A 17,821-nucleotide genomic window follows, 5' to 3' on the forward strand; every position below is an offset into this window, starting at 1 on the left:
CGGTGTGTGAACGTTCACACGGCGTTGTTATGAACTGTTCATCTGTCCAGATTTGCCTATCGGGTGCTGTATCCGATCTGATCGGGGGCGTGCGCCTCACCGAGATCATCGCAACGCCCTTCGGTCGCCGTTCCGCGTTGAAGGGTGGTGGGGCCGCTGTCGCGGTATCGCTACTCGGGGCGGGGACGGCGCGCGCGGAGTCGGATGTGTTCCGGCACGGGGTCGCTTCCGGCGATCCATTGCCGGGCGGAGTGCTTGTCTGGACCCGCGTCACACCGTCCGAGGACGCGACTCCCGGATCGGGTGCGGGTGCGCCCACCCAGGTGCGCTGGGAGGTTGCCAGCGATGCCGGATTCGGTTCGATCGCCGCGTCCGGAACCCATACCGCGACAGCGGAATCCGATCACACGATCAAGGTCGATGTCACCGGGCTGGTCCCCGCGCGCGAATACTTCTACCGATTCACGGCTCTGGGCCAGACCTCGCCGGTGGGTCGGACCCGCACCGCACCGGAAATCTCTGCCGCGCCCGACCGCCTGCGGCTCGGCGTGGTGTCCTGCGCCAATTGGGAGGCGGGCTATTTCGGGGCATACCGGCATCTCGCGGCGCGCGAGGATCTCGATGCCATCGTGCATCTCGGGGATTACATCTACGAATACCCGCGCGGTGAATACGGCGGCCGCAACGGTTCGGTGCGCCCGCACGACCCCGCGCACGAGATCGTCAGTCTGGCCGACTATCGAATTCGGCACGCGCAGTACAAGACCGATCCGGATCTGCTGAATCTGCATGCGCGAGTGCCCTTCATCTGCACCTGGGATGATCATGAATCGGCCGATAACGCCTGGTCCGGCGGTGCGGAGAATCATCAGCCCGCGACCGAGGGCGATTGGCAGGCGCGCCGCGCGGCGGCATTGCAGGCGTATCTGGAGTGGATGCCGGTGCGCACCGGCAGCGATCGGCGGCTGTACCGCCGCTTGCGCTTCGGCACCCTGGCCGAGCTGTCCATGCTGGATCTGCGCAGCTATCGCAGCCAGCAGGCCAAGTCGGGACCGGGCTGGCGGGTGGTGGACAGTCCGGATCGCACCATCGCGGGCAAGGATCAATTGGATTGGGTCTCGGCCGGTATCACCTCCGCCCCGGTGAGCTGGAAGTTGATCGGCAATCCGGTCATGATCGCCCCGCTGGTGTTCCCGCCGCTGGAGCCCGCGACCACGGCCGCGCTCACCGAGCTGATCGGCATTCCAGAATCCGGCATTCCAGCCAATCTGGATCAATGGGACGGATACACGGCAGATCGCCAGAAGTTGTTGCACGCCATCACCGATAACCAGGTCGCCGACGTGGTCTTCCTGACCGGTGATATCCACACCTCGTGGGCCGCGGACATTCCCGTCGACGCCGCGAACTATCCGGCCGGGCAGACCGCGGGCGTGGAATTCGTGGTGCCGTCGGTGTCCTCGCAGAGCATGGGCGATATGACCAAAACTCCGCCGCGCACCGCCTCGGTCATCGCCGAGTCCGCGCTGGTCGGGGTGAACCGCCACCTGCACTACGCGGAATTGGATTCGCACGGGTACGGCGTCCTGCACGTGGACGCCGATCAGGCGCAGATGGACTGGTTCTATCTCACCGATGTGGCCGATCCGAACACCGGTGTCCGCCACGGCATTTCCTTCGGCGTGCGGCGCGGCGGCCGGATCGAGCCACGCTCGAACCCGATGGTTTGATTGCCGAGCCGTCTACCGACACAGCCCTGAACAGCGGAAAGGCCGGGTCCCCAAGGGGATCCGGCCTTTCCGCGTCGAATGTTTCTACTCTTCCCAGTGCTCTTCGAGGGTCGCCGAGACGTGTTCGGCGAAGTCACCCAGCGAGTCGTCACCGGTGCAGCGGGCGTCCTCGGCGAGGGCGGCCCAGCGATTGATCAGTGCGGCCGAGCGCGGAATCGACAATCCGTGTTCGCGTGCCGCGGCGATGCGGGTGTGGTCGGCGGGCAGGAACCAGTAGGTGGACAACCACACCCAGATGAGCCGGGCCTCGAGAATGCGCTCGTTGAGCACATCGTCATCGGCGAGGGCGGGCCACACCGCGACCACTTCCGAGCGCCAGGCCTCGACCATCTGCCGGGCGCGTTCGCGGGAGAGTTCGAAATCGCAGAGGCAGCCGGGGAAGGAGACCAGCGCGTACGCGATATCGAGGGTGGCATCGCGGAAGCCGCCCCATTCGTAGTCGAGGAAGCGTGCGCCCTCCTCGTTGAGAATGACATTGTCGGGGCACAGATCCGAGGGGCTGAAGGCGCGGTAGCGGCCCGCGGAGAACAGCCGGTTACCGCGCACGATGCGTTCGGCGATCTCGCCGGGCACCTCGATGCCGAGTTCACGCTGGAGCATGAGCGGCACTTCGGAAACGGCGGTCTCGGCCTGCTGGGCGATACCGTCGACCCGATGCACCACGTCGACCCGGCGGAGCAGGGCTACGAAGTCGGCCTCGCGGCCGACGGTGGCGGCGTGCATGCGGCCCAGTGCCTGCGCGAACGCCATGAGCGAGTTGCGTCCGGCGGGTTCGGCATTCGCCTGCAACACCGCGGTGAGCGAGGTGTTCTCGCCCAGATCGCTGAGAATGAGCAGCCGGTCGGGGAGGCTGTACCCGAGTAGGTACGCCCCCGGTCGGTGGTCACGCCCCAGCGCGGTGGTGAACTGGTAGGACACCGCCTCGCGCAAGAATGCGGAGTCGATGCTGGCCACACCGGGTGCCATGCCCCCGGTGCGTCGTTCCTGTGCGGCGCCACGTACCTGCTTCACTATGAGTGTGCGAGGAAGTGAAAACGCGTTCTCCGCAACACGCACGCGAAGTACTGTCGTCCTACCACTACCGCTGAGTTCCATAGGATCACTCAGCTTTACCGGAGCACCCATTCGCTTTGTGAGCAACTGTTGTGCCGCGGACACGACTTCGGCGGCGCGTTCGGCCAATAGTGCGGTCATCTCGTCCCAAGTTACTCGCACCAGGTCACTTTCAGCGAGCGGTTGCGCAACCTTTCGCGCGTCGTCCGGCGTGTCTTGGTCAAGGGTTTGCCCACACGGCGCTGGTTGCTTGACACAACCGGGGTGGTCTAGTTGTCTCATGTTCAACTGCTGTGCGCCACACCGTAAACCGGGAAATGTGAAAGGCTCGCGACCATGACCGGCACGCCGCCCTCCGCACCGAACGATCCCTCCGGCGACACTCCCGGCGACCAAGGCGGACCGCGCTCGACCGCCCGTTCCGGACAGCATCAGAACCCCGAACCCGCGGCGTCCGCCACCGGACCCGAACACGGGCGGCACGAATTGCCCGGCCGCGCCGGCTACCCGCAATTCGACGGCCCGGGCGCGGCGCAGTACGGCGAGGCCGTGGAACCCCCGCCCCGCCTGTCCCCGCAGTCGGGCGCGCCCGCACCCCAGGGTCAGCCGGGCGGATACGGCAATCCCGCCGGTGGATTCCCGCCGCAGCAGGGCGGTTACGCACCGCAACAAGGCAATCCGAGTGGCGGGTATCCGCCGCAGGGCAACCCTCAGGGCGGGTATCCACCGCAAGGCGTGCCGCCGCAGGGCGGATTCGCACCGCAGCAAGGTAATCCGCAGGGCGGGTTCCCGCAGCAGCAGGGCAATCCGCAAGGTGGCTTCCCGCAGGGCAATCCGCAGGGCGGCTTCGGGCCGCAGGGTGCGCCGCAGGGTGGATTCGGTCCGGGCGGTCCCCAGGGCGGTTATCCGCAGCAGGGCGGACCCCAGGGATACGGTCAGCCGGGCGCACCGCAGCAGGGTGGTTTCCCGCCGGGTTCCGGACCGGGCAGTGTTCCCCCGGGCAGCGTGCCCCTGGGGCCGGATGGCACTCCCCCGCCCGGACCGGTCGATAACTCCATCTCGGCGCGCCCGTACGAGCGCCTCGATGTCGGTCACGCGGTGTCCTACGGCTGGGATCGCTTCCGCGCCAACCCGGTTCCCTGGGTCGGCATGGTGCTGATCGGTTTGATCGCCTGGCTGGTGGTCACCCTGCTGATCAATATCGTGAATGTGCAGTCCCTCGCCGGCGTGCTGCTCATGTTCGCGGTGGCGACGCTGATCGTCTGGCTGTTGCAGGCGGCCATGATTCGCGGCGCGCTCTACGAAACCGACGGCACCCCACCGGATTTCCCGGCCTTCTTCGGCTTCGTCAACGCGGGCAGCGTACTGCTCACCGCCCTCATCGTCTTCGTGGCGTGCGTGATCGCCTCGATGCTCTGCATCTTCCCCGTGGTGATCGTCGGCATCCTGTGCATGTTCTCGCTGCACTTCGTGATCGACCAGGAAATGGATCCGATCAACGCGATCAAGGCCAGTGCGCAATTGGTGATCGCCAATGTGCTGCAGATCCTGCTGCTTGCCCTGACCGTCCTGGTCATCACCTTCGTCGGCGCGCTGTTCTGCGGTCTCGGTCTGCTGCTGGCCGGTCCGGTGAGCGCCATCGCGGTCACCTACGCGTACCGCTTCCTCACCGGCCGCCTGGTCGTGCAGTACTGATCCACCGGAACGACCAAGCACCCGTTGCCGAGGTAATCGGCAACGGGTGCTTCGTTTTTCGTACGACCTACTTCTCGGCCTTGACCGGGTTGCCGTTCTCGTCGAGCTTCACGTCCAGTCCGGCGTCGCGACGCTGGATCGGGGTGATCGGGGTCGGGGCATCGGTGAGCGGGTCGACGCCGCCACCGGACTTCGGGAAGGCGATGACCTCGCGGATGGAATCGACGCCGGCGAGCAGCGCGGTGATGCGGTCCCAGCCGAAGGCGATGCCGCCCATGGGCGGAGCGCCGTAGGAGAAGGCATCGAGCAGGAAGCCGAACTTGTCCTGCGCCTCCTCGTCGTTGATGCCCATCACCTTGAAGACCCGCTCCTGCACGTCCTTACGGTGAATACGGATCGAGCCGCCGCCGATCTCATTGCCGTTGCAGACGATGTCGTAGGCATAGGCCAGCGCCGAACCGGGATCGGTGTCGAAGGTGGCCAGGTGCTCGGGCTTGGGCGAGGTGAAGGCGTGGTGCACCGCGGTCCAGGCCGAATGGCCAAGGGCCACATCGCCGCTGGCGGTGGCGTCGGCGGCGGGTTCGAACATGGGGGCGTCCACGATCCAGACGAAGGCCCATTCGTTCTCGTCGATGAGGCCGCACTTGCGCGCGATCTCACCGCGGGCCGCGCCGAGCAGCGCGCGCTGCGGCTTGGCCTCACCGGCGGCGAAGAACACGCAGTCGCCCGGGTTCGCGCCGACGTACTTGGCCAGACCCTCGCGCTCGGCGTCGGTCAGGTTCTTGGCGACCGGTCCGCCGAGGGTGCCGTCCTCCTGAATCAGGATGTACGCCAGGCCCTTCGCGCCGCGCTGCTTGGCCCATTCCTGCCAGGCGTCGAGCTGACGCCGCGGCTGCGACGCACCGCCCGGCATGACGACCGCGCCGACGTACGGGGCCTGGAACACCCGGAAGGTGGTGTCCTTGAAGTACTCCGCCATTTCGGTGATCTCGATGCCGAAGCGCAGATCGGGCTTGTCCGAACCGAACCGGCGCATGGCGTCGGCGTAGGTCATGTGCGGGATCGGGGTGGTGATCTCGTGCCCGATCAGCTTCCACAGCGCGACCAGGATGTCCTCGGCGAGGAGGATCACATCCTCCTGGGTCACGAAGCTCATCTCGATATCGAGCTGGGTGAACTCGGGCTGACGGTCGGCGCGGAAGTCCTCATCGCGGTAGCAGCGTGCGATCTGGTAGTACCGCTCGATGCCCGCGACCATGAGCAGCTGCTTGAACAGCTGCGGGGACTGCGGCAGCGCGTAGAACTTGCCCGGCTGCAACCGCGCGGGGACCAGGAAGTCGCGCGCGCCCTCGGGCGTGGAACGCGTCATGGTCGGGGTCTCGACCTCGATGAACGCGTGCTTGCCGAGCACCTCGCGGGCGGCGGCACTGACCTGGGACCGCAGCCGAATGGCCTTGGCGGGCCCTTCGCGGCGCAGATCCAGGTAGCGGTACTTCAGGCGAGCCTCTTCGCCCGGCTCGTCATCGAGCTGGAACGGCAGCGGCGCGGACTCGTTGAGCACCTCGAGTTCGGTGACGTTCACCTCGATCGCGCCGGTGGGCAGGTTCGGGTTCTCACTGCCGGCGGGCCGATTCTCGACTACACCGGTGACCTTCACACAGAACTCGTTGCGCAGCTTATGGGCCTGTTCAGCGGGCTCGCCCTCACGGAAGACGGCCTGCGAAACGCCCGAAGCATCACGCAGATCGATGAAGATCACGCCACCGTGGTCTCGACGCCGGGCCACCCATCCGGTGAGGGTGACGGTCTGACCGGCCTGCTCGCTTCGCAGCGAACCAGCCAAGTGGGTGCGCAGCACGGGAATCCTTTCGACGGGCTGGAAAACACCACGGGGTCCGCCGGGTGCGCTCCCATCGTAGTGAGACACGTTTCCCGAGTGGAAACCGATATCCGTGCGGCCGTGCCAAGCTAGTGCGTATGACCTTCAACGAGGGCCTGCAGATCGACCCGAACCGGGTTTCCGGCGGCGGTGGCGGACCGGGCATGGGCGGCGGATTGGTTCTCGGCGGTGGTGCCGTGGGCATCATCGTGCTGATAGCGACATTGCTGTTGGGTGGCGATCCGGGCAGTGTGCTCGGACAGTTCACCGGCGCGGACAGCAATGCCAACAGCGGATCGGTGAAGACCCCCGATCACTGCAAGACCGGTGCGGACGCGAACAAGTACGTGGACTGTCGCGTGGTGCTGACGGTGCAAAGTTTGGACGCGGTGTGGAGCACCGAGCTGCCCAAGCAGGTGAACAAGAAATATGTCGACCCGAAGGTGACGCTGTTCTCCGGTCAGGTGAACACCGGCTGCGGCCGCGCGTCCTCGGCGGTCGGCCCGTTCTACTGCCCGGCCGATCAGACCGCGTACTTCGACACCAGCTTCTTCCAGGAGCTCAAGGATCGCTTCGGCGCGAGCGGCGGTCCGCTGGCGCAGGAGTACGTGGTGGCGCACGAGTTCGGCCATCACATCCAGAATCTGCTCGGCGATATCAATCGCGCCCAGCGTGATCCGCAGGGTCCGGAGTCCGGCGCGGTCCGCACCGAACTCCAGGCCGACTGCTACGCGGGCGTGTGGGCGTACTACGCCGATAAGCTGCCCGCGCCCGGTTCGGATCAGCCCTTCCTGAAGCCGTTGACCAACAACGACATCAATGACGGTCTGTCCGCCGCCTCGGCCGTGGGTGACGACCGCATTCAGAAGGCCTCGACCGGGCGGGTGAATCCCGAAGCCTGGACCCACGGTTCGTCCGAGGAACGCCAGAAGTGGTTCCTGTCGGGCTACAAGACCGGGCAGATCAAGATGTGCGACACCTATTCGGCGCGCGATCTGAACAACCCGCCCGGCCTGAAATAGCTCCGAACAGTCCTGTCAGGCAATCGCTTTGGCACGCGCAGAAGTGATGCCGAGCGCGGTGAACATGCTGAGCAGTGCCACCGCGGCGATGGCCCACCAGGCGCGGGTGAAGCCGGTGACGGCCTCATCCGTGGCGCCGCTCAGCGTGCCGAGGATCGCGACGAGCATGGTGACGCCGAAGACGTAGCCGAGCTGGCGGCTGGTGTTGACCACACCGCTGCCGCTCGACACATGCGCGGGCGGCAGGCCGACGGTCGCCGCGGCCAGCAGGCTGGGCAGCGAAAACCCCACTCCCACACCGATGATCATCCAGCCCGGGAGCACCCGGGTGAGGTAGTCGACCTCATCGCCCGCGCTCACAGCCAGCAGCACCGCGCCCAGCGCGAACAGCGCATTGCCCAGGGCGACAAGGTGACTGGCGGGCCAGCCGCGCCGGGTGAGTCGCTGTCCGACCACGGCGAAGACCATCACCATGAGCGGTCCGGGCGCGAGTGCCAGACCGGTGGTCAGCGCGCTGTAATGCGCGCCCGTCTCCAATCGCAGTACCGCACTGGGCAATACGGCCCCGAACGCGGTGCAGAACAGCAGCGCGGTGATGTTCGCCCAGAAGAAGGTGCGCACACGCAGCAGTCCCGGATCCACGATCGGCGCGGCATGGGTCAGCACCCGCACGACCACCATGACGAATCCGGCGGCGGCGAGCGCGAAAGCGATGAGCGTGGATACCCCGAACCAGCCCCACTCCTGCCCCTTCACCAGCGCCAATGCCAGCGCGCCGAGCCCGAGCGCCAGGACCAGCGCGCCCAGCAGATCCGGAATCCGGCCCACCGCAGCGTCTTTGATCTCGGGCACCACGTACCCGGCCGCGACCATGGCGGCCACCCCGACCGGGACGTTGACCAGGAAAACCCACTGCCAGGACAGTTGCACCAGTGCCCCGCCGACGATCGGGCCGATCGCGGCGGCGAGGGAGGTGGAGGTGGCCCAGATCTTCACGGCGGTCGCGCGGCGTTCGACCGGCAGCGTGGTCAGCAGCAGTCCGAGGCTGGTGGGCGTGAGCAGCGCCGCCCCCGCGGCCTGTAGCGCACGGAATCCGATCAGCGACCACAGACTCGGCGCGAGGGCGCACGCCACGCTCGCCGCCGTGAATAGGGCCAGGCCCGTGAGGAATCCGCGTTTGCGACCGTATCGATCGGCCAGCCGCCCGGCCGGGATGAGCAGCGCCGCGTACACGATGGTGTACGCGTTCAGCACCCAGCTCAGATCCGCGAGTGATGATCCCGGGAACCCCTCGCCGATGGCGGTGAAGGCGACATTGACGATGAAGGTGTCCAGCATCGCCATGAAGGCCGCCGAACACAGCACCAGCAGAATGAGATTCGACCGGTCCCGGACCGGTGGCGATACCAGAGTCTGACTAGACTCAACCATAGCTAGTTTCCCTAAAATTTTTTGGGCCGGATCATGCCAGGCGATGGGCGAGTTCGCGGACCATGAGCGTCGCCAGGATGGCCTGACCCGACGTGGAGAAGTGGATTCGGTCCTCGCTCAATAGGTTCGGGCGGTCATTGAGCGGGTGATCCTCGGAATCGACCAGTACGGCATCGAATTCGCGGGCGAACTTGCGAGTGAGGTCGTTCAACCTGCGCCGCCGGTCATTCCAATCCGGGAAGACCGGGATGACGAAGGCGCGGCCGAGGGTGTAGACGGCGATGCGGGCGCGGGTGGCGGCGGCGAAGCGGTACATGGTGCGCAGTCCGCCCTCGATCCCATCCCAGTCGGGGTCGCGGCGCACGATATCGTTCGCGCCGCTGTTCACATGCAGCAGATCGGGGGCGAAGTCGTGGATGCGCTCGCCCTGCTCCGCCAGGGCTTGCGCGGTGGTGGCGCCGATGCGCGCGGTATTGAGATACGCCAGATCCGGGCGCACCATCCGCAGCACGCGCTCGACGCGGGCGGGCCACCCCAGATCCAGATACCCCGGGGTGGGATCCCCCGCGCCCACCGAGAGGCTGTCGCCGAATACCGCGTACCGCCGCCAGGGTGCGTCGAACAGCAGAGCGGCGAGTTCGGTGGGCGGCAGGACGTGCGGGTCCGTGTCTTCGGTCAGAGGTTGAGTCAGTGCGGTCATGAAAGTAAGCATACGACCGTACATATACCTAGGCAATGGGATTGGGCCGGCCGAGTGCCGAAGGTGACTCCGGACCGCACACCCGGCAGAATCACCGACGGCGGGCATACGCCCGGTGGGGACTTCGGGAGGGCATCCATGCGAAAACTCGGTACGACACCACGATTCGGCGGCACACTGCGGCAGCATGCCGCGATCGCGGCGGTGATCGCCGGATTGCTCACCGGCGCAGTAGGTTTCGCGAACGCCGATGATCCGGCGGCTCCGCCCGCCGCGCCGTCGGCGGAGCCGGCAACTCCCTCCGCCGAGCCTGCCGCTCCGGCGGCTACTCCCCCGACCGCAACCGCTCCCGCCGTGGAACCCGCTCCGGCCGTGCCAGTTTCACCGCCGCCACCCGCACCCGCCACCACGGTGCCGCCGGTGACCACGATCCCACCGGTTCCGGTGACCACCGCGCCGCCGACGCCGCCGATTCCGCTGACCACCGTCCCCGCCGTCGAAGCTCCGCCGCCCGCGCCGATCGTCCCGGTGCCGACCCCCGACACATCCACCACCACGCCGCAGGCGCCGGTCCCGGTGACCACGCTGTTCATGCTCACGACCATGCCGAACGCGTGGGCGAGCACCCCGGATATCCGTCCGGCGCTGGAGGTTCAGTCCGACGGGCACGCGCTGCGGCGGCAGGACGGTAGGGAGATCAACGGGTATATTCCGGCGGATGCGCTGGTAGCCGCCACCACCGAGGTGCGCGCGCTCGCGCTGTCCGATATGGGGTCCCCGAGTGTCTCCGATCAGGGCAATATGATCATCGATTTCATGCCGAAAGCGCCTGATCAGGATGTGCATCTGATCGTGTACGCGCCCGAGTTCTCCGATGGGCTCACCGATGAGCAGAAGGCGTCCCGCAAGCGCTTCGCCGATGTGTATCAGCGCCTGCTGAACGCCTTTGTCGCGTCCTGATTACCGAAAGCTCAGGCGACCGTCCAGGTTTCGCGGCCGGTGAGCAGGTGCTGGAGCGAATTCTCCTGTACCGGTTTGCGTTCGGCGGCCGTTTCGAGCTGTGCGCGGACGCCGTCGTCGTAGGTGGTGCGCGCGACGCTGCGGAATACGCCGGTCACCACGTGTGACAGGTCCTGATCGGAGAGCCGCGAGAGCGCGTACGCGTATTCCGGATTGTCGGTGTACGCGTCGTGCACCACGATCTCGGATTCGGCGACGGTGTCCGCACGCGCCACCCGCAGCCCGAAACCGCTTCGCACCACCGCGAATTCGCTTTCGGCCCCGAATCGGATGGGTTCCCCGTGCCGCAGCCGGATCAAATGCGATTCGGCGTTGTCGCGGCGCAGCGCGTCGAAGGACCCGTCATTGAAGATCGGGCAGTCCTGCAGGATCTCCACGAACGAGGTGCCGCGATGTTCGGCGGCGGCCCGCAGCACCTCGTTGAGCCCGGCCCGGTCGGAGTCCAAAGCCCGTGCGGCGAAGGTGGCTTCGGCCCCAAGCGCCACCGACAGCGTGTTGAACGGATGGTCGATCGACCCCATCGGCGTGGACTTGGTGACCTTGCCGGTCTCCGAGGTCGGCGAGTACTGCCCCTTGGTGAGTCCGTAGATCCTGTTGTTGAACAACAGGATCGTCATATTCACATTGCGCCGCAGCGCGTGAATGAGGTGGTTACCGCCGATCGAGAGCGCGTCACCGTCACCGGTCACCACCCAGACCGACAGATCCGGCCGGGTGACCGCGAGCCCGGTCGCGATGGCGGGCGCGCGCCCGTGAATCGAGTGAATCCCGTACGCCTCCAGGTAATACGGGAATCGGCTGGAGCAGCCGATCCCGGAGACGAACATGAGGTTCTCGCGTTCGAGTCCGAGATCGGCCAGGAACCCGCGCACGGTGGCGAGGATGACGTAGTCACCGCAGCCGGGGCACCAGCGCACCTCCTGATCGGTGGTGTAGTCCTTGGCTTTCTGCGGTCCGTCCGCGCGCGGTACCCCGGACAGCCCGGTCAGGCCGAGATCGGTTCCCACGAACGGGTTTTCGAGGATGGTCATGCGTTACCCCCTGGTGTGCGGTAGGTGGCCCGCGCGCGGGCGGCGAAGGCCTTGGCCTGTTCCATCTCCGCGATGGATCCGTCCAGTGCCGCGTCGATGACGCCGACGAGTTCCTGCGCCGAGAAGGCCAGCCCGGCGATCTTGGTCCACGGCTGCACATCGACCAGGTAGCGGCCGCGCAGCAGCATGGCCAGTTGGCCGCCGTTCATTTCCGGCGCGACCACGGTGCGATAGCGCTTCAGCACCGCACCGAGGTTGGCGGGGAACGGGTTCAGATGCCGCAGATGCGCCTGCGCCACCGGCACCCCGCGCCGCCGGGCGCGGCGGCACGCCTCGCCGATCGGCCCGTAGGAGCTGCCCCAGCCGATGAGCAGCAGTTCGGCGCGCCCGCTGGGATCCTCGACCTCGAGATCGGGCACGGTGATGCCGTCGATCTTGGCCTGCCGCAGCCGCACCATCAGTTCGTGATTGGCGGGCTCGTAGGAGATATTGCCGCTGCCGTCGGCCTTTTCCAGGCCGCCGATGCGATGCGCGCGCCCGACCGTACCGGGCACCGCGAGCGGGCGGGCCAGGGTTTCGGGATCGCGGGCATAGGGTTCGAACGGATCGCTCGCATCCCCGCCGGGCTCGAATCCCGGGTCGATGCGCGGCATTTCGCTCACCTCGGGGATCGACCACGGTTCGGAACCATTGGCGATAGCGCCGTCGGAGAGCAGCAGCACCGGCGTGCGGTAGGTGAGCGCGATGCGCGCGGCCTCCACGGCGGCGTCGAAACAGTCCGCGGGCGACCGCGGTGCGACCACCGCCACCGGCGATTCGCCATTGCGCCCGTACAGCGCCTGCAACAGATCGGCCTGTTCGGTCTTGGTCGGCAGTCCGGTGGACGGCCCGCCGCGCTGGACGTCGACGATGAGCAGCGGCAGTTCGGTCATGACGGCCAGGCCGATGGTCTCGCTCTTGAGCGCCAGTCCGGGCCCGGATGTGCTGGTGACCCCCAGCGCTCCGCCGAGTGAAGCCCCCAGTGCCGCACCGATTCCGGCGATCTCGTCCTCGGCTTGGAAGGTGGTGACGCCGAAGTTCTTATGTTTGCTCAGCTCGTGCAGGATGTCCGAGGCCGGGGTGATCGGATAGGTCCCCAGGAAGACCGGCAGCCCGGACAGCTGCCCGGCGGTGACGATGCCGTAGGCGAGCGCGGTATTGCCGGTGATCTGCCGGTAGGTGCCCGCGGGCAGCGTCGCCGGAGCGACTTCGTAGGTGGTGGCGAAGGATTCGGTGGTTTCGCCATAATTCCACCCTGCCCGGAATGCGAGGATATTCGCTTCGGCGATATCGGGCGTGGCGGCGAATTTCTCCCGCATGAACTGTTCGGTGCCGCCGAGCGGCCGCCCGTACATCCAGGACAGCAATCCCAGCGCGAACATATTCTTGGCGCGCTGACCGTCTTTTTTGCCCACACCGGTCGGTTCGGTAGCGCCGAGGGTCAGTGAAGTCATGGGCACCTTGTGCACCACGAAATCGGTCAAAGTGTCATCGGTGAGCGGATCACCGGCATACCCGACCTTGGCGAGATTACGTTTGGTGAATTCGTCCGTATTGATGATCAAGGTCGCCCCGCGCGCCAGATCCTCCAGATTCGCCTTCAGCGCGGCGGGATTCATCGCCACCAGCACATCGGGCTGGTCACCGGCGGTGAGGATGTCATAGTCCGCGATCTGGATCTGGAATGAGGAAACACCCGGCAGCGTGCCCTGGGGCGCGCGGATCTCGGCGGGAAAGCTGGGCTGGGTGGCGAGGTCATTGCCGAAAGCGGCTGCCTCGTGGGTGAATCGGTCACCGGTGAGCTGCATACCGTCGCCGGAGTCACCAGCGAACCGAATTACAACCTTTTCCAATTTCTCTGGGGCACCGCTGTTTCCCATGCGCCTACATCACTTCCTCGTCCGTGAGAGGTACCAACGCCAAACTACTCCGCTATATTCGCGGCACGCCCGCGATGTGAGCGGTGAAACGGGCAGAGATTGGTGAATCAGGCAAAGATTGCGCGACCGGCGTCAGGCGAACAGGGCCAGTTGCGGGTCGGGCGTCTGCGATACGGCGGCGCGCACCTCGGGTTCGGCCTGCCGTTCGCGGTTCAAACCGTGCTTCTCCAGCAGTGGCTCGATCCGACCGCGTAGCCATGCGGAGTACTCCGGTGTCACCGAAGCACCGCGACCATACAGCTGCCGGTATCGGCGCAGCATCGCCGGGTGCTGTTCGGCGAGCCAATTGAGGAACCAGCCGCGGGTGCTGCCGCGCAGGTGCATGGGGAATGCGACCACACTCGCGGCGCCGGCTTCGGCGATGGCGGAGATCAACTCATCGAGGTGGGCGCGGCTGTCGGTGAGGTACGGAATGATCGGGGCCACCATGACATTCACGGCGAAACCGGCATCGGCGAGGGCGCGCACCAACTCCAGCCGGGCGCGCGGTGAGGGCGTGCCGGGCTCGAGGCTGGAATGCAGTTCCGGATCGAGGATCGCGATGGAAACAGCGAGATGCACCGGCACCTGCTGGGCCGCCTGGGTGAGCAGCGGCAGATCCCGGCGCATCAGGGTGCCCTTGGTGAGAACGGAGAATCCCGTCCCCGATTCGGCGAGCGCGCCGATGATGCCCGGCATCAGCCGGTAGCGACCCTCGGCGCGCTGATAGGGATCCGTATTCGACCCCAGCGCAACGGTTTCGCGATGCCAGGAGCGCTTGTGCAGCTCCCGGCGCAGCACCGCCGCGACATTGGTCTTGACCACGATCTGACGGTCGAAATCATCGCCCGCGTCCAAATCCAGATATTCGTGGGTGCCGCGTGCGAAGCAGTAGGTGCACGCGTGCGAGCAGCCGCGCATGGGGTTGATCGTCCAATTGAACGGCAGGCTCCCGCCGTCGGGCACCTTGTTCAGCGCGGACTTGCACAACACCTCGTGGAAGGTGATGCCTTCGAAGTCCGGAGTCTGTACGCTGCGAACGAATCCCGCGCGTTCGAGCCCGGGCAGCGCGCCGTTATCGGCCTCCAAGGTCTGGCTCTGCCACCGCACCACCCAAGTCGAACATTTGTTCTAGCGTAAGTCAAGCGTCATCGCCGGTGTCAAGCGATCTTCTGCGTGACGACCTTGAAATTCTGACCGTTGTAGAACGCGACGAGATCGCGGATGGTCTCCTCGGCAGGCCGCGGCCGGTAACCGATTTCGGCGGTTGCCTTGTCGTGCTCCACAATCGGGGCCGACAGCAGCGCGCCCATGGCGGCCTTGGAGATGCGGTCGCTGCCCATGGCCTTGGCGACCGGTTCCATCACCGGCATCAGCGAGTTGATCAGCTTGGCCGGAATCGCGAAGGCGGGCTTCATCTTTCCGTTCACCTCGGCCGCGAGCCGGGTGGCGTCGAACATATTGGTGAAGTGGCCGCCGAGCAGGTAGTTCTCACCGGTGGTGCCGCGCTCGCCCGCGAGCACCAGACCGTTGGCGACATCGCGCACGTCGACCAGGTCGAAGCCGCCGCTGATCATGACCGGGACGCGGCCGCGCGCGGCATCCCAGAGGGTCTTGTTGATGCGCGAATCGGTGTGGTCGACCGGACCGTACACACCGGTCGGATTACAGACGACCGCGTCCAGGCCCTTGTCGATGACCTTGCGCAGTTCGATCTCGCCCTGGAACTTGGAGCGGTCGTAGACCGGCAGTTCGGGATCGATGGACCGCGGCGCGCGCTCATTGATGACGCCGCCGCAGGTGTACTGGTTGAACGCGTGGATCGAGCTGGTGTGCACCATGCGGCGCGCGCCGACCTCGAGGGCGGCCTCGGCCACCACGCGCACGCCCTCGGTGTTGACCCGCCAGGCCAGATCGTTCTTGTGCGCGAGGGTGATGAGCGCCACCAGGTGGTAGACCACCTCGGCCCCGTCGAGGGTCTTGCGCATCGAGGCGGGATCGAGCACATCGCCGCTCACCCACGTCACGCCGGGCGTATCGGTGGACGGGCGGACGCGATCGATGGCAGTCACCTCGTGACCGCGATCCGTAAGCAGGCGAAGCAAATTGGTGCCAAGGAACCCGGCGGCGCCGGTGACTGCGACCTTCATGTGATGAAGAATATAGAACTTGTTCTAATTTGCAAGAACGGCCGGGCGACGATCCGGAAACCGCTTCTACCTGCGGCGTGGAGACCAACGGCACGCCGAGCTGGACTCTCAGTGGGCTATATTCGCAACCGCATGTCTTTTCAACTCGATGCCAGTCACGCTGATTGGGGGGCTCCCATGGCCGATCTCTCGGTCGACACCGACGCGGTTCGCGGCTTCGCTACCGCACAGCACGGCGTGGCCGCCGATATCGCCGCCACCGGCGGCATCGATACGGCCTCGCACGTTGCCGCCATGACACCGGTCTTCGGGCTCATCGGCGCGGATTTCCTGGCCAGCTTCGCGGTCGCCGAGCTACTGCATGACAGAGACATCAACGCGCTCTCGGAGAGATTCGCACATATCGGGCAGACCGCCTTCGGCTCCGCCGCCACCTATGACGCCACCGACGGCTCCTTCGCGAGCGGGCTGGGCAGTGCGGCGAATCAGATCGGTGAGCAGGCATGAGGCCGCTCGATACCGGAGTGATCGGACTGCACCATCCCATCGCCGCGGTCGATCCGGCGCGGGCGGTGCCCACCGAGTACCCCGGAGCCTTGCCCACACTGCCGCTCGGTGATCTTCCGGACGATATCCCCGACTTCGAACCGCCCGCATTCGCCCTGTCCCGCAAGGAATTCGAGCAAGGCAGCCCGCTCTCGGGTGGCCTGCCGCATTTTCCCGGTGGCTCCGGCGGGGATACGCATGCCGCCTCGGTGCTGGACGCCGCGATCGCGCCGGCGCTGGACTCGGCGCACGGTGTGCTTTCAGGTGCGCAGCAGGTGCTGAGCAATGCCCAGGGTGCGCTCGGCAATGCCCATACGGCGTTGAACAGCGTCCCGGCCGCGCTGAGCGCCGCGCAGGCCGCGTTCAACCAGGCCGCCGGTAATCCGGTATTGCCTGCGCTGCCCGCCGATTCGGTCGGCGATCTCATGAAGGGTTTATCGGTTCCCGCGATTCCGGGGATCGACGCGCTGTTCAAGCCGTTCCTGGACCTGATCAACAGCTTCGGCACCGGCGTCCTGGGCACGCTGAATCCGGCCACGCTGCTGAGCCAGGGCTCCAAATACATCGAGAGCGCCGTGCAGATCGGCAGCGGCGCGCTCAAAACAGTCGAATCGCTGTGGAAGGGCCAGGCTTCGGACAAGGCCCAGTCGGCGGGCCAGCAGGCTCAGACGCACGGCGAGGAAACCACCCAGCGCGGTTTCGATCTGTCCACCCTCACCGAGCAGGCCGCCGCGGTGGTGCAGCGCGGCAATATCCAGCTCACCGCCATCGCGCAATCCTTCGCCGCCCAGGCCACCGCGCTGGCCCCGGTAGCGCTCACTCCCCCGGGCCAGACCGCCCTGATCGCCTCCGCCACAGAACATCTCGGCTCGGCGATCACGGTGGTCAATCTGACCCACGGCGAACTCTCCGGCTACACAACCCAACTCAACGCCGTGATCGGCCAGCTCCTGGGCCGCAACGGCACCGGCGTCAACCCCGCCGAGGTGGCCCAGTCCCTCGCCCAGAATGTGGGCCAGCCCATCCTGGAACAGGCGAAATCCCTGCTGGAGGGCGCGATCAATCCCGCCGCGACCACCCCGGCGAGCCCGAACCCCAATTCCCCCACCGATCTCGACACCAAGGCCGCGGGCCTGGGCGGAGGCGGCGGTGGCGCGGCCGGCGGTGGCGGCGCGGGCGGTGGCGGTGGCCTCGGCGGCGGCATCCCCTCGGTCCCCGGCGGCCCCGGCTCCTCCATCCCCGGCGGCCGAATCGCCGCCCAGGCCAACCCCTTCGGCTCCGGAGCCGCGGGAGCCCCCGGTATGGGCGGCCCCGCCAACCCCGGCTTCATGGGCTCCCCGGCGGCGGGCGCGGGCCAGCGCGGCGGCACCGATCAGGATTCCACCCGCACCGTCCAACCCCACCAAAGCCTCACCGCCGAAAGCGAACTCACCGGCAACCTCGGCGCGGCCAGCCCCGAGGTCATCGGTCAGCCCGACACCGAGGAGCCCACCCCTCCCCCGGCGACCACGTCACTACAGGGCCCGATGGCGGACTGACCGACCGT

General features: G+C 66.7%; 14 protein-coding genes. 6 read left to right on the forward strand and 8 right to left on the reverse strand.

The features are described from left to right. Positions 1-89 precede the first annotated feature (89 nt). Positions 90-1,730, forward strand: coding sequence for an alkaline phosphatase D family protein (locus tag ACFVUS_RS08400; RefSeq protein WP_387762622.1), 1,641 nt, complete (start codon positions 90-92; stop codon positions 1,728-1,730). Positions 1,731-1,814: 84 nt separating this feature from the next. On the opposite strand, the gene ACFVUS_RS08405 is transcribed toward ACFVUS_RS08400, so the two are convergent. Continuing rightward, a complete protein-coding gene (locus ACFVUS_RS08405; RefSeq protein ID WP_387762624.1) occupies positions 1,815-2,984 on the reverse strand; it encodes a phosphotransferase family protein in 1,170 nt (389 codons plus the stop codon). A gap of 195 nt (positions 2,985-3,179) precedes the next feature. Here ACFVUS_RS08405 and ACFVUS_RS08410 point away from each other — a divergent pair, with 195 nt between their 5' ends. Beyond that, a complete protein-coding gene (locus tag ACFVUS_RS08410; RefSeq protein ID WP_387762626.1) occupies positions 3,180-4,538 on the forward strand; it encodes a hypothetical protein in 1,359 nt (452 codons plus the stop codon). A gap of 67 nt (positions 4,539-4,605) precedes the next feature. Here the strand turns inward: ACFVUS_RS08410 and aspS are convergent, their stop codons facing one another. Then, a complete protein-coding gene (aspS, locus tag ACFVUS_RS08415; protein ID WP_387762628.1) occupies positions 4,606-6,396 on the reverse strand; it encodes an aspartate--tRNA ligase in 1,791 nt (596 codons plus the stop codon). A gap of 119 nt (positions 6,397-6,515) precedes the next feature. On the opposite strand from aspS, the gene ACFVUS_RS08420 reads away from it, so the two are divergent. Further along, positions 6,516-7,439, forward strand: a complete 924-nt coding sequence (locus ACFVUS_RS08420) for a neutral zinc metallopeptidase (RefSeq protein ID WP_387762630.1) — start codon at positions 6,516-6,518, stop codon at positions 7,437-7,439. A 15-nt stretch (positions 7,440-7,454) separates the two neighbouring features. Here the strand turns inward: ACFVUS_RS08420 and ACFVUS_RS08425 are convergent, their stop codons facing one another. Both ACFVUS_RS08425 and ACFVUS_RS08430 read right to left on the reverse strand, forming a co-directional pair. Then, positions 7,455-8,870, reverse strand: coding sequence for an MFS transporter (locus ACFVUS_RS08425; RefSeq protein WP_387762632.1), 1,416 nt, complete (start codon positions 8,868-8,870; stop codon positions 7,455-7,457). 31 nt (positions 8,871-8,901) lie between these two features. After that, positions 8,902-9,570, reverse strand: a complete 669-nt coding sequence (locus ACFVUS_RS08430) for an SGNH/GDSL hydrolase family protein (RefSeq protein ID WP_387762634.1) — start codon at positions 9,568-9,570, stop codon at positions 8,902-8,904. A gap of 138 nt (positions 9,571-9,708) precedes the next feature. Here ACFVUS_RS08430 and ACFVUS_RS08435 point away from each other — a divergent pair, with 138 nt between their 5' ends. Beyond that, entirely contained in the window at positions 9,709-10,530 is an 822-nt protein-coding gene (locus ACFVUS_RS08435) for a hypothetical protein (RefSeq protein ID WP_387762636.1), read from the forward strand. Positions 10,531-10,541: 11 nt separating this feature from the next. Here ACFVUS_RS08435 and ACFVUS_RS08440 read toward each other — a convergent pair whose 3' ends face one another. The 4 genes from ACFVUS_RS08440 to ACFVUS_RS08455 all read right to left on the reverse strand — a co-directional run bounded on the left by ACFVUS_RS08440 (position 10,542) and on the right by ACFVUS_RS08455 (position 15,729). Next, on the reverse strand, positions 10,542-11,621 hold the full coding sequence (locus tag ACFVUS_RS08440; protein ID WP_387762637.1) for a 2-oxoacid:ferredoxin oxidoreductase subunit beta: 1,080 nt from the start codon (positions 11,619-11,621) through the stop codon (positions 10,542-10,544). Next, positions 11,618-13,540, reverse strand: coding sequence for a 2-oxoacid:acceptor oxidoreductase subunit alpha (locus ACFVUS_RS08445; RefSeq protein ID WP_387762639.1), 1,923 nt, complete (start codon positions 13,538-13,540; stop codon positions 11,618-11,620). Before ACFVUS_RS08445 ends, ACFVUS_RS08440 begins: the two co-directional genes overlap by 4 nt. A 132-nt stretch (positions 13,541-13,672) precedes the next feature. Further along, positions 13,673-14,689 carry an Rv2578c family radical SAM protein gene (locus ACFVUS_RS08450; protein WP_387762641.1) on the reverse strand — a complete coding sequence of 339 codons (1,017 nt, stop codon included), beginning with the start codon at positions 14,687-14,689 and terminating at the stop codon, positions 13,673-13,675. A 50-nt stretch (positions 14,690-14,739) separates the two neighbouring features. Next, a complete protein-coding gene (locus ACFVUS_RS08455) occupies positions 14,740-15,729 on the reverse strand; it encodes an NAD-dependent epimerase/dehydratase family protein (RefSeq protein ID WP_387762643.1) in 990 nt (329 codons plus the stop codon). A gap of 177 nt (positions 15,730-15,906) precedes the next feature. Between ACFVUS_RS08455 and ACFVUS_RS08460 the strand changes: the two genes are divergently transcribed. Beyond that, a complete protein-coding gene (locus ACFVUS_RS08460; protein WP_387762645.1) occupies positions 15,907-16,236 on the forward strand; it encodes a type VII secretion target in 330 nt (109 codons plus the stop codon). After that, positions 16,233-17,813: a hypothetical protein gene (locus tag ACFVUS_RS08465; protein ID WP_387762647.1), complete on the forward strand. Its 1,581-nt coding sequence runs from the start codon at positions 16,233-16,235 to the stop codon at positions 17,811-17,813. Before ACFVUS_RS08460 ends, ACFVUS_RS08465 begins: the two co-directional genes overlap by 4 nt. Positions 17,814-17,821 lie beyond the last annotated feature (8 nt).

The sequence above is a fragment of the Nocardia sp. NPDC058058 genome, assembly GCF_042885355.1.
Taxonomy (GTDB): domain Bacteria; phylum Actinomycetota; class Actinomycetes; order Mycobacteriales; family Mycobacteriaceae; genus Nocardia.